Here is a 13,117-nt window from a genome sequence, read left to right as displayed (position 1 = left end):
CCCTATATAGCTATGTTAAGGAAATAACATGTCTGAGATTCGCACTCTTGGCGAGTTTATTGTTGAGAAACAACATGACTTCCCCCACGCAAGCGGTGATCTTTCATCTCTGTTGTCCTCTATTCGTCTTGCGGCAAAAATTGTTAATAGAGAAATCAACAAAGCAGGCCTTGCTGATATTACCGGTGCAGTTGGTACGGATAATATTCAAGGCGAAGAACAACAAAAACTCGATGTCTACGCCAACGAAAAATTTAAAGCGGCGCTTGAAGCGCGCGATCAAGTGTGTGGTGTCGCCAGTGAAGAAGAAGATGAAGCGGTTGCGTTTAGCAAAGAGCTCAACAAAAACGCAAAATACGTGGTGTTGATGGACCCGCTGGACGGCTCATCCAACATCGATGTCAATGTTTCTGTCGGCACGATTTTTTCTATTTATCGCCGCGTATCGCCAGTCGGCACGCCACCAACACAAGAAGACTTCTTACAACCCGGTAATAAACAGGTTGCGGCTGGTTATGTTATTTACGGCTCTTCAACCATGTTGGTGTATACCACCGGCAACGGCGTGAATGGCTTTACTTATGATCCGTCACTCGGCACTTTCTATCTTTCACACCCCAATATGATGACCTTCGATGATGGTAAAATTTACTCCATCAATGAAGGTAACTACATCCGCTTCCCAACCGGCGTCAAAAAATACATTAAATACTGCCAAGAGAATGTGCCTGAAGATAATCGCCCTTACACGTCACGTTACATTGGTTCGCTAGTGGCGGATTTTCACCGTAACCTGCTCAAAGGTGGGATCTATCTATACCCAAGCACGCAAAGCCATCCAAACGGCAAGCTGCGTCTATTGTATGAATGCAATCCTATGGCGTTTTTGATTGAACAAGCAGGCGGTATTGCTTCTGACGGTGTCAATCGCGTGTTGGATATTAAGCCGATAGAACTGCATCAACGTGTGCCATTCTTCTGCGGTTCAAAAAATATGGTCCATAAATTGGAAGAGTTCTTGGAACTCAATCGCGATTAAATCAGCTCAATGAGCGCCTAACTCTAGGCGCTTTTTTTATCGATAAATATGAGGCAAGACTCTCTTTTTACGGTTTACACCGTTTCCTATTTACCGCTAAAGTTGCAACACAAGCGTTTACGTTCTGTTAATCAACCCAAAACAATTCAAGTCCAGCGACGAAAAAGGAAATGCTAAATGAGCTTAAACAACGTTCCGGCAGGAAAATCACTGCCTGATGATATTTACGTGGTGATTGAAATTCCAGCCAACGCCGACCCAATCAAATACGAAGTCGACAAAGAATCTGGCGCGGTATTTGTGGACCGTTTCATGTCTTCACCTATGTTCTACCCATGCAACTACGGTTATGTGAATCACACCTTATCGCTCGATGGCGATCCTGTCGATGTGTTGGTGCCCACCCCTTACCCGCTCATGCCAGGCTCGGTGATTCGCTGCCGCCCAGTTGGCGTATTGAAGATGACCGATGAGTCTGGTGAAGATGCCAAAGTGGTGGCGGTTCCTCACTCCAAGCTCACCAAAGAGTACGACCACATTCAAGACGTAAATGACCTGCCAGCACTACTGAAGGCGCAAATTACACAGTTCTTTGAACGCTATAAAGAGCTTGAAGCGGGCAAATGGGTCAAAGTCGATGGATGGGAAGATGCCGCTGCCGCGCGAGCTGAAATCCTGACTTCATTTGAACGCGCTCAAAAATAGTCACCATCATTAAACAGTCACGATAGTTATATACCCAAACAACTTGGAGTTGCAGGTAGGCGGTAAGTGAGTGAGTCCCCATGAGCATAGGCAAACTATGTGATTGGGGTGAACGAACGTAGCCAACACCGCTGCAGCTTCAAGTAGGAAGGGTATAAGTGTCGTTATAAATAAAAAGCCACATCCTGCTAATACGCTGTGTGGCTTTTTATTTCCATTTTCAACGCCGTTCGTTACACCCGTTGGCACCAGTCTCCAGAATTAATCACAGCAGTAAGACGGCTGTGATCTTGATAGAGATAAATCCACGCACGGCCAAATGGGGTTTCGATCGTTTCACGGCGATATTCGATGGGAATATCTTCTAAAAGATCGAGCTTTGCTAGTGTCTGCTCATCCACTCGATATACCTCACCGACTATCGATTGCTGTCCCTGAGCCAAGCCAGGATATGGACCTAGATCATACAGCGTATAGTCAGCTGGCGTGTAGAACGATCCTAACATTTCGCTTGTCTCAAGCAGATGCGCATTACTTTCACCACGGCGTAATGTGCCGTAGACAAAAACCAGATGTTGCATATGACTGTCCCTAGTTAAATTCAAACTGATACAAAAGATCCACCGCGCTATCTAAACCGGATACCGCTTCAACGTACAAATCCCTCATCAAGCGGTAACGCACGGTAAATTCGCCCACCGAGCTGAAAATACCAACACCATATTTCACTTGTAGCCCCGGTAAAATATAGCCGCTTACCGTCACTTGTGAATCATCACCGGAACCGGCCGTATCCAATTGCAGATCTTGCACACCGAAGGCTTGACCAATTTCGCCCACCACCTTACCGCTTTGTGCCAAGCTCAAACCAATCAGTGCAGTGGTCATCGCATTGCCACCCGCCTCGCCGTCAATATTCTGACCACGAAGTAGGTAAGAAAGTGCATTGGCTTGTGGCATCGCGGGTTCTGAAAAAATGGAGACTGCGGGTTCATCGGCAGAGCCGGTCACTTTTACCCCTGCAATCACGCCATCTTGTGTGTTATCCGGGTTGCGCACCGCTTTAATCGAAACATAAGGTTGATCAACCGGTCCATTCATTAAAATTTTGCCTTCTTGGATCAGCAAATCTTGTCCAAAGGATCGATACGAACCATTTTGGATATTTACTTCTCCAGTAATAAAAGGGCCTTTATCCTTTTGCGCCACATTGAGGCGGCCAATCAAGCCGCCTTGCAAACCAAAGGCACTGAGCCGGAAATCATCACCAATCGAGATGTTTACATTCGTTTCAACGTTAAATGGCATGGCGCTTTGCTCGCTCACAGGCTGTAAAGCAGCGTCCAATATCACTTGATCTTTGGAGACACCAATCGCGCTCGGAGGCAACTCTTCTACCACGATACGTCCCCAAGGCAGGTTAATATTCCCTGTCACAGTGGCCAGTTGAGGTTCTAGTGTGATGCTCATGTCTGGGATAACTTTAATCTTGACGATAGGCGGCAGATCCACCAATAGCTCATCGGCCAACACGCGCAGGTTGGCACGCCACTGCTCCATTTTCTGCCAGTCGGCATCCCCCTTGATACTCAACTCGCCATCCGCAGTTTGAATCGCTGCATTGAGCAAGGCTTGGTAACCATTAAAGTCCATCGCCACTCGGCCCGAGGTAACATCAAGCGGCGAAATATCGCCTTTGACGACAATGTCATCCACCACCACGCTGCCCATCACTTTCGGGTGCAACATCGGCCCACTGAAGGCAAGTTGACTGCTAATCTTCGATTTCGCTTGGCTATAATCCCCAAGCAGCGGCTGTAGAAAATCAATATTAAAAGTGGAAAGCGTTAATGCGCCATCCATCATTTTTTCTTTTGCCATTAGATCCGCAATGGTGATTTGCCCCGACAGATCGCCATTATCGGTCACATCCACTAGCCAACGAGCAAACAGCTTGTTCTGTTCAAGCGTACTTTCAATAGTGACGCTATCCCAACCTAAAGTAATGGCTTGGTCGATGTGCTGCGTGACTGCACCTTGGCTTAAGCTGAGTGACACTTTCGCTTGAGGCGCAGTATTGGGCGCCCATTGAGCTGTGAGACTGACATCGGCTTGGCCTTTAAGTTGAGTCTCTTGCGGTAAAAACATTGCGATTTGCTGAAAATCAAAATGATTGAGAGAGAGCTCGGCCGCGCCACTTTGCCCCACAGTCGCGTCTTTATCCAAGCAGAGCGATGCTCCCTCTTGCTGCCAACAATGCGCGGTAATCGTGGCTTGTTGTTTCTCGATATTAACCGCAACAGGTGTCGCTTGGTTTAATAGCCACGGCCCTTGTTCTGTGGACAGTTGTACTCGTTCCAGCGCACCTTGCCACTGCATCGTCGGCTTATCTTCAAAAGATCCGCTGATCGCCAAGCTGGTTGAAATCAGATTTGAAATGACGTCTAAGCTCAGTTGATGCTGCGCCTGCGTGCCTGAAAAACGCAAGTCCACACTATCAACTAACTGCTGCTGGTAGCTCAACTGGCTCGCCTGCAATTTCACTTCGGCTTGTGGCACAGGAAGTGGCGTAACATCACCAGTTAAAGTCACCTGCTTTAGGGTCGCTTGTTGCTGCCAAGCAAGATCATTTGCATTGAGGCGCAGCTTGATTTGTGGCTGCTGTAAATCACCACGCAGATAAATATCGCCAATCACTTTGCCGTGCAAATCAGGAACACTTTTCACCAGATCCGCAAAATCAACCGATAAGCCCATACGCCACTCTTTATCCAGCTCACCTTTGGCCGTAATCTGGTTGGGTCCATGGGCTAACGTTAAGCCGCTGGTCGACACAGTAAAAGCGCCTTTCCCTGTCATATCTGATGCGTTTAATTGACCTTCAATATTCAGTGGGTAGCCACGCAACACACCCTCAATATCCAAAATAGGCAGCGCAACGTTCCAACCGACCTGCTCGGTCAGCTCACCCGTAGTTTCGAGCTTACCGCTGATCACGCCTTCGGCTTGCGGCCACTGTAATCCCGGCTGAATCTGTTCTAAATTCAGCGCCGCTTGCCAGTGAATTGGGGCTTGCCAGTTGGCCATCACTTGACCAGCAATTTGCCCCCCTAAGGTATCGATGAGCAAAGAATCTAAGTTGATTTGCTGTAAAGTGCCTTTACCAGCAACATCCAGCGTCACATCGGGCAGATCTTTACCTTGCAGTTGGCCATTGAGCGCCACGCTATATCCGTCGAGTGAGCCTTGAGTTTTTAAACTCGGCACGCGAACAAAATAGTCTCCTTGCCCAATCAACGGCCACTGTGCTTGAACATCATCCAACGAAATATCAAACGGGATCTCAGGTTGAAGTAGCGCCAATTGCGCATTTAAGTTTGCTTGCGCAAGCCCGCCCAGTTTCGCGTTGAGCGTTAAATCACCCAAGCTACCCGAAGCCTCTAGCGCCAGTGTTTGCCCCTGAGCTTCGGCCATTTTGAGCGTGCTTTTTAAAGAGAGATTGAGCGGATAGTCTCCCTTCAACTGCGCATCAGCTTTTAGGTTGGCAATCAATTGTGGCAGCTCAAGCTCAAGTGATTTTAATGAAACACTGCTCTGATAAGCATTGGCGACCAAACCAAGATGCTTGACAACCAAAGGCTCAGCTTGCTGAAGAGTAAACTGGTTGATATCAAAACGCTCCACTTCCAATTGCAGCGGAATGATCACCTCTGGCAAGGTGATGGGCGTTTTCACCGCAGGTGCCACCGTCGATGATACGGTTGTGGATTGAGTGGATTTGGATTGTGCGCTTGAGGCTGAATCGACATCTTCATTGGTCGCAAGCTTCAGTTGAATATCGCTCCAACTGGTTTTGCCAATCCGTAAGCGATTACCTTGAAATGAGGCATGAGTAGAAAATTGCTTCCATGCCAGCGTATTACCCAAAATATCCAGCTGAATATCATTGAGCTCCACACGGCCAACCTTAATTGGCACCGGTGTAGAGATTGACGTAATGGGATCAGAGGCAGACGAAGGCTCACCTTGCGTCGAAGGGGGAAGCTCTGGCAGTGCCAGCCTTAATCCACTGATCGCAAGTTCATTTAAGCAAATTGAAGGCTCCAATAAGCAGCTAGCACTTATGGCTAATGTCACGCGCTGTACATCGAGATCGAGCTTTAATGCTTCATCGGAAAAGGTGACTTGGTTGAGCGTGAAACGTGGAAAAATTGCACCTTGAGCGCTGGCAACCTGCAGTTGTGGCAGCGCTTTTTGCGCTCCCCACAACAGACCGTTAAGCCCTGTATTGGTAAACAACAAGGCTGCGAGTGCAATAAATACCGCACCCAACAAGGTGAATAAAATCGCCGATGCCCATTTGGTTATCTTCAACATCACTTTGGTCATAGTTCAGGCCCCAAGGTGAAATGCAGCTGAAATTCATCGCCGGGATTGGCGTCAAGCCCCCATGCAAAATCTAAGCGGATCGGTCCAACCGGAGAAGCCCAGCGAATCCCGGCTCCCACACCAGTTTTCCAATCCGGCGAGTCATTAAAGGCATCGCCATAATCGACAAACAGTGCGCCCCACCAATTTCCAACCAAGCGATATTGATACTCCAACGAACTGGTGGCGATGTATTTGGCCCCAGTCAGTGCGCCGCTGGCATCTTTAGGTGAGATAGACTGATAGCTATACCCTCGCAAATTGTTATCGCCACCAGCAAAGAAGCGCAGAGAAGGCGAGAGTTTGTCAAACTCTTCACTGAAGTTTGCGCCACCGTCTAAACGCAATAAACCACGATGGTTTTGCCCAGCGCTGCGTATCCAAGCCGTGCCCGCCAACAACCGCACCACACGCGTTTCAGAGACGAAATTTGGATCGCCATACTCAAGTGTGATGCTCTGTTTATCGCCCCACATCGGCATTGAACCACCACGAACACGCGTACGAGAATAGGTCGCTCCCGGTAATACAAACTGGCCGACATCGCTTTGCAAACCTTGTTCGTAGTTTTCTATCAAATAACGAACGAATAGGCTTCGATGCCAACCACCATCACGCAGCCAGTGGCGTTCAAACGATAAGTTAGACTCCAAACTCTTCGTATCACGGTTATCGACATTCTTCATTCCATACTGAATTCGATAATATTCACGCCGCACATCTTCTAGCGGTATTTTGTAGCCAGCGGTAATAGTCTGCTCTGGGGCAGAAAGGGAGAAACTGCTATCAAAACTGTGGCCGAGGCTGTTAACCCAAGGTTTCTTCCACTTGAATGAACCACGCACTCCCACATCCGTTGAGTAACCTAAACCGGTTTCAAGCTGATTTCGAGCTTGCGGTGCAAGGGAAACCTTCATCGGCAGTTCGCGACCGTTCTCCAGTTGGCTAAGATCGGGTTCAACAAAAACAGAGGAAAACCAATCGGTATTGGATAAGTTTTGGTTATATTCCCCTACCTTGGAAACAAGGTAAGGATCATTGGTTTTATAGGGCTGAAGTGAGCGAACTCGCTGATCTTCAATTTGGCTGCCAGTAATGAGCGAGGGACCAAAATGGTAACGAATACCACTGTTAAAATGAAGGCGTACGAAAGCTTCATTCAACTCTGGCGCAACTTCCAAACGGCTTAATTCAAAATTCCCGTTAAAATAACCTTTTTGCAACGCTAAGTTACGGATACCCGATTTCAAAGCATCGTACTGGCCATGATTAACCGCCGCGCCCACTTTAAGGGCATTGCGGTTAATGAGATTGGCAAAATCAACATCAAATTCAGCTTCCCCGCTGATCACCACATCCATCTCTTTAATGGTTGTTAGCGGTCCAGGATTGATATTGACCATCAGCTCTTGCTCATCGCTCACCACCACAAACTCAAATTGAGGATGGTAGTAACCCAGCGCGACAAGCGCTTCCGTCATGCTTTTCTCTAAACGAGATTGAAAACGAAGATGCGTTGAATAGTCGCTCTCTGGAATCGACGATAAATAGGCTTCAACGTTGTTTTCTAATTCACCCTCTAAACCATTAATGGTTAACGCCACCTTGGCATACGCCGAAGTGGAAATAAGTAGCATCGTGAATAGAACTGGTAATGATTTTCGTCTCATGCTTAATTAAAGGAACAGTTGAGTAAACAGATCGTTAATGGATGGAAATCATACCGCCAATAGCAAGCTCCGTCTGTATGAAATCAGTCAATTATTCGGGCTGAATGTGAAACAGTGGCTCAACAACAATAAATAAAGCCAAAAATCGGTACACAAAAGGAAAGCTTATGCTCAATAAACAAACAATGGTCAGCGCACAAACAGCATTGAAAGGACGAGAAACTCCTATGTCAGTGGAGGAAATTCATTACGTTAACCACAGCAACATCACTGAGCAGCCTAATGAGCATCAGCAACAAATAGTGATTGGCATGGGCTGTTTTTGGGGCGCTGAACGCTTATTTTGGCAACTCGATGGTGTGGTGTCGACTTCAGTAGGCTATGCCGGCGGCTTTACCCCGAACCCAACTTACGAAGAAGTATGCAGTGGTGAAACTGGCCATACTGAAGTGGTACGCGTAATCTTTGATCCACAGCGCTTGCCATTAGACAAGCTATTAAGTCATTTTTGGGAAAAGCACGATCCGACCCAAGGCATGCGTCAAGGTAACGATAAAGGCACTCAGTATCGCTCCGCTATCTATACCTATTCAGAACAACAACAGCAAATAGCACAAACCTCAAAGCAGCGATACCAGCAGGCGTTGTCAGCCAGTCAACGAGCCTTAATTACCACCGAAATTGCACCCGCTGGTCCTTACTACTACGCCGAAAGCTATCATCAACAATATTTAGCTAAAAATCCGAATGGTTATTGTGGGTTAGGAGGAACAGGCATCTGCTTCCCACCCCAGCTCAGCGAATAAAGCGTGTAGAATTGAGGCTTTGTTAGCATTTTGTTAACCGCTTAATGGCCTCTTTTCGTGGTTTTATTGATTCTATGCTATACCTTTGTTGCTCAACTAAAAGGGACCCCTACAATGAAAAGTAAACGAGTGATCGCCATTCTAATGGCCTGCTGTCCAGCGCTTGCCATGGCACACAACATTACCCAAGGTCAGCAAGTTGCTGATGTTTCAGTGGAAAAATATGGTGAAATCATCCTACAAGATGATAAAACGGCCTTTCAAACTTGGGATACCAGCCAACTGCTAGGCAAAGTGCGCGTCATTCAAGCCATTGCTGGTCGCAGCAGTGCTAAAGCGTTAAATGCACCATTGATGGCTGCCATTACGGCCGCACAATTTCCCGCAGAAAGTTATCAAACCACCTCGATCATCAACCAAGATGATGCGATTTGGGGCACAGGATCGTTTGTCAAATCTTCCGCTCAAGACAGCAAGAAAGAGTTTCCGTGGTCTTCCATGGTGCTAGATGAAGCGGGAAATGTAGCCAAAGCGTGGGATTTAAAAGAGGAATCATCAGCGATCATCGTTCAAGATAAGCAAGGTAAGGTACTGTTTGTTAAGGAAGGTGCATTGAGTGATGAGGAAATTCAAACGGTTTTAGGCTTGATCAAACAGAATTTATAATAACCTTAGGTGGCCGATAACACGGCTGCCTTTGCTAAACATATCGTGGTGAAAGGTGCTTTTATAAAAATAAGAGTACGCTTTATTCTCACAATATTGTTATATTATAACAATTATCATTTTACTACTGTATTGGTTTGATGTTTACCCGTCTACGTTGCCCCCATTACCGAGCTCAAAGCATTGCATTATGTGCCATGCTGCTGATGCTATGGTTGAATGTCGCTTATGTAGATCATCACCTCGATACTAATCCTGCGCATCACGCGCAGCATCATTGCCAACTTTTTTCTGGCTTTCAAAATGGTCTAAGCAGTGCGCTGCCTATCCTTCCTGCCGTTAGTGGCTGCGAAATTCGATCATCAGTAGAGAAAACTCAGCGTCGCCCCTCAGTTCATTACGCTTATCTTGCTCGCTCACCTCCTCACTTTTAGACGTCTTATCTAGTTATTTATGATTTGTTACCCAAAGCCAAAGCGCTAAGGGCTATTTTGATGTTTAAAAGGAATCACCCAATGTTTATCCAACGTAAACTCGCTCTCTCTATCGGCCTAATTTTAAGCATGCCAGCACTGGCAAATGAAGAGTTTCGCCAACATGAGGCTCATGTACATGGCCACGTCGAGTTCAATATTGCTCAAGATGGGCAAGATTTACTGATTGAAATCACCGCCCCCGGCGCTGATGTAGTCGGCTTTGAACATGCACCACAAAATGATGAACAACAACAGCGCTTAAATAAAGTCCTTGAGCAGTTCAGCCACGCCGATGGCATTTTCCAACTGCCCGCTCCGGCCAAGTGTCATTTAGAAGAAAGTCGTATCGCGCATACGTTAAATGGTGAGCACCACGACCACGACCACGACCACGACCACGACCATGACCACGACCACGACCACGACCACGACCACGACCACGACCACGACCATCATGAAAAACATGATGATAAACATCAAGATAAAGATGCTCAACACGCACACCATGACCATAAAAAAGATGTGCATGATGAAGGCGAGCATAGTGGTCACGGTGAATTCACGATTCAGTACCAATATCACTGCGATAACATGCCGCAATTGCAGTACCTCGACACGCAATGGTTTAACTTGTTCCCAAATACCCAAACAATCTCTGCCAATGTACTGACAGACAAAGCACAATCTGCCTCTGAGTTGAAAACAAACAGCACTCGCATTACGTTTTAAGGCGTATAAGCAACAACCTAGAGTAAGCACACACTTACTCTAGGTTCATTGTCGTTAAAGGAATTCACAATGAGTGATTTGCATATTCTATCGCTGACGTCTGTCATTGAATTGAAAGAGGTCGAATTTCGTTGGCCGAGTAGCTCACAACCAGCCTTATCTATCCAGGATCTTTGTGTAAAACGTGGAGAGCACCTTTTTATTAAAGGGCCAAGTGGTTGTGGCAAATCGACCTTACTGAGCTTACTAACTGGGATCAACCAAGCACAACGAGGGGAGGTCTCTATTTTAGGCACCAACCTGTCGACGTTAACTTCCCGTCAACGGGATCGTTTTCGAGCCGATCACATTGGCTACATTTTTCAACAATTTAATTTATTGCCTTATCTCTCAGTGATTGAAAACGTTACGCTACCTTGCCATTTTTCCAGCACTCGCAAGCAGAATGTTGCAGGCGATCTGATTGAGAAAGCAAAACAGTTACTCACTCGCTTACATCTTGCACCTGAACTACTGACTAAACCGGTTATCGAACTGAGTATTGGCCAGCAGCAGCGTGTCGCGGCGGCGAGAGCACTGATTGGAGAACCCAAGCTGATCATCGCCGATGAGCCAACCTCTGCGCTGGATCACGACAATCGACTCGCGTTTATCGAACTGTTATTGGAAGAGGCGAATCGGGCAGGTTCAACGCTGGTGTTTGTGAGCCACGATCCCACCTTAGAAGCTTTATTTGACCGCGCAGTTTACCTCCCTCAATTGAATCAGGCAGGAGTGACAGCATGAATGTAATTACCAATCTGGCGTGGAAAAGCGTACTTAACCGCAAAACCACAGCACTACTCTCCATTCTGACGGTTGCCATTTCAGTCATTCTGTTAATGGGGGTTGAACGCATTCGAACTCAAGCTAAAGAGAGCTTTGCCAACACCATTTCAGGGACGGATCTAATCGTCGGCGGCCGCTCTGGACAAGTCAACTTGCTGCTCTATTCGGTATTTAGAATTGGCAATGCCACCAATAATATCGACTGGAAAAGCTACCAAGCCTTCAGTGAGCATCGCAGCGTCAAGTGGGCGATCCCCATTTCATTGGGTGACTCACACCAAGGGTTTCGCGTTATGGGCACCAATCACCATTATTTCGAGCATTTCAAATATGGAAGTAAGCAACCACTCACATTCTCTCAAGGCACTGAATTTCATGGTTTATTTGAAACGGTGTTGGGTTCTGATGTCGCCAAAACCTTAGGTTATCATATTGGCAGTGACATCATTATTGCGCATGGGATAAGCGATGTGGGTTTTAGCCGCCACGACAACCTCCCCTTCAAAGTAGTGGGCATTTTAGCGCCAACGGGAACGCCCGTAGACAAAACGGTGCATGTCTCATTAGAAGCGATTGAAGCCATTCACGTGGGTTGGGAATCGGGTGCGCATTTAGGCAATTCGCCATCCAAAGAGCAGCTTGAACAACACAACTTTCAACCCAAGCAGATCACCGCCATGTTGATCGGTTTAAAATCGAGAATTCAAACCTTTGCACTGCAACGTGAAATCAATAACTATCGCCAAGAACCTTTGAGCGCCATTATGCCCGGCGTCGCTCTACAAGAACTGTGGGGTATGATGTCGATAGCAGAACAAGCTTTAATGGCAGTGTCGGTCTTTGTGGTGGCGGCAGGGTTACTTGGTATGCTCAGCAGCTTACTGACAAGCTTGCAGGAAAGACGCCGTGAAATGGCGATTCTGCGCGCCATGGGCGCACAACCTAAACATATTTTTGCTCTGCTTATCAGCGAAGCGACGACGCTGACCTTCATTGGCATCTGCGTTGGATTAGCGGGGTTGTATTCACTGCTCGCATTGGCGCAACCTTTTATTGCGCAGCATTATGGCATTCAAATCACACTCAGCACCTTAAGCGGCTATGAGTGGCAATTATTAGCTTATGTACAGCTGGCTGGCATTATTATTGGTGTTATCCCTGCTCTACGCGCCTATAGACAATCACTTAGCGATGGAATGACCATTCGAATTTAGGACTTAACGATGAAAAAACTACTGCTTATCAGCACGCTGCTGCTATCAGGCTTGTTACCGATGTACGCACAGAGTAATGAACAAGTACTGACGCTCGATTGGATCGATCTGATCCCCGAGAACGAACGTAACCAATTCAACGCCGATGGTATGCCTGCATTGAACCATGATGGCGAAATGACGGCTGCACAATCAAAAATCGGCGGGGTTAGAAAAGAGCTCAATGGCAGCATGGTCAAAATACCCGGCTTTGTGATCCCACTGGAAGGTGACGCCAATAACGTTACTGAGTTTCTACTGGTGCCCTACTTTGGCGCATGCATTCACGTGCCGCCACCGCCACCAAACCAAATTATTTATGTGAAATATCCGCAAGGTGCTCCAATCCAGCAGCTCTGGGATGTAATTTATCTGATTGGGACACTGAAAACCGAAAGTGTTAGCCACGATCTGGCCGAAACAGCGTATGTGATCGAAGGCACTGCGATCGAAGAATACGACGACATGTAGTTAACAAAATAGCAACCTATTGATTCATCTAAACTAAACGATATAT

At 46.9% G+C, this 13,117-nt stretch carries 12 protein-coding genes; 9 read left to right on the top strand and 3 right to left on the bottom strand.

Annotation, left to right across the window (positions count from 1 at the left end; all coding sequences use genetic code 11):
- Positions 1 to 28: 28 nt before the first annotated feature.
- Together fbp and ppa are read left to right on the top strand one after the other, a co-directional pair.
- Complete coding sequence (gene fbp, locus B9J84_RS04135) at positions 29 to 1,039, top strand: class 1 fructose-bisphosphatase (RefSeq protein ID WP_094123599.1); 1,011 nt, start codon at positions 29 to 31, stop codon at positions 1,037 to 1,039.
- A 177-nt stretch (positions 1,040 to 1,216) separates the two neighbouring features.
- Positions 1,217 to 1,744 (top strand): inorganic diphosphatase, encoded by a 528-nt coding sequence (gene ppa, locus B9J84_RS04130; protein ID WP_010318803.1) that lies wholly within the window; start codon positions 1,217 to 1,219, stop codon positions 1,742 to 1,744.
- Positions 1,745 to 1,977: 233 nt separating this feature from the next.
- Here the strand turns inward: ppa and B9J84_RS04120 are convergent, their stop codons facing one another.
- From B9J84_RS04120 to B9J84_RS04110, 3 genes are read right to left on the bottom strand one after another with little or no spacing between them, the layout of a single operon-like run.
- Entirely contained in the window at positions 1,978 to 2,325 is a 348-nt protein-coding gene (locus B9J84_RS04120) for a gamma-glutamylcyclotransferase (RefSeq protein WP_172859027.1), read from the bottom strand.
- A gap of 10 nt (positions 2,326 to 2,335) precedes the next feature.
- Entirely contained in the window at positions 2,336 to 6,133 is a 3,798-nt protein-coding gene (locus B9J84_RS04115) for a translocation/assembly module TamB domain-containing protein (protein WP_094123598.1), read from the bottom strand.
- Positions 6,130 to 7,842, bottom strand: coding sequence for an autotransporter assembly complex family protein (locus B9J84_RS04110; protein WP_094123597.1), 1,713 nt, complete (start codon positions 7,840 to 7,842; stop codon positions 6,130 to 6,132). The genes B9J84_RS04115 and B9J84_RS04110 overlap by 4 nt, the downstream gene beginning before the upstream one ends.
- Before the next feature lie 167 nt (positions 7,843 to 8,009).
- On the opposite strand from B9J84_RS04110, the gene msrA reads away from it, so the two are divergent.
- The 7 genes from msrA to B9J84_RS04075 all read left to right on the top strand — a co-directional run bounded on the left by msrA (position 8,010) and on the right by B9J84_RS04075 (position 13,071).
- Complete coding sequence (gene msrA / locus B9J84_RS04105) at positions 8,010 to 8,648, top strand: peptide-methionine (S)-S-oxide reductase MsrA (protein ID WP_094123596.1); 639 nt, start codon at positions 8,010 to 8,012, stop codon at positions 8,646 to 8,648.
- Between the two features lie 114 nt (positions 8,649 to 8,762).
- A complete protein-coding gene (locus tag B9J84_RS04100) occupies positions 8,763 to 9,314 on the top strand; it encodes a YtfJ family protein (RefSeq protein WP_026027808.1) in 552 nt (183 codons plus the stop codon).
- A 140-nt stretch (positions 9,315 to 9,454) separates the two neighbouring features.
- Entirely contained in the window at positions 9,455 to 9,748 is a 294-nt protein-coding gene (locus B9J84_RS04095; RefSeq protein ID WP_081989810.1) for a DUF2607 family protein, read from the top strand.
- A gap of 81 nt (positions 9,749 to 9,829) precedes the next feature.
- Positions 9,830 to 10,519: a DUF2796 domain-containing protein gene (locus B9J84_RS04090; protein ID WP_176428512.1), complete on the top strand. Its 690-nt coding sequence runs from the start codon at positions 9,830 to 9,832 to the stop codon at positions 10,517 to 10,519.
- A gap of 69 nt (positions 10,520 to 10,588) precedes the next feature.
- Positions 10,589 to 11,305 (top strand): ABC transporter ATP-binding protein, encoded by a 717-nt coding sequence (locus B9J84_RS04085; RefSeq protein ID WP_017042871.1) that lies wholly within the window; start codon positions 10,589 to 10,591, stop codon positions 11,303 to 11,305.
- Entirely contained in the window at positions 11,302 to 12,561 is a 1,260-nt protein-coding gene (locus B9J84_RS04080) for an FtsX-like permease family protein (protein WP_017042870.1), read from the top strand. Before B9J84_RS04085 ends, B9J84_RS04080 begins: the two co-directional genes overlap by 4 nt.
- A 9-nt stretch (positions 12,562 to 12,570) precedes the next feature.
- Complete coding sequence (locus B9J84_RS04075; protein WP_094123594.1) at positions 12,571 to 13,071, top strand: DUF3299 domain-containing protein; 501 nt, start codon at positions 12,571 to 12,573, stop codon at positions 13,069 to 13,071.
- The last annotated feature ends 46 nt before the right edge of the window (positions 13,072 to 13,117 follow it).

It is taken from the genome of Vibrio sp. V03_P4A6T147, from assembly GCF_002241085.1.
Taxonomy (GTDB): Bacteria; Pseudomonadota; Gammaproteobacteria; order Enterobacterales; family Vibrionaceae; genus Vibrio; species Vibrio anguillarum.
Note: the sequence above shows the minus strand (reverse complement) of the source record. Positions and strands in the feature narration are given on the sequence as shown.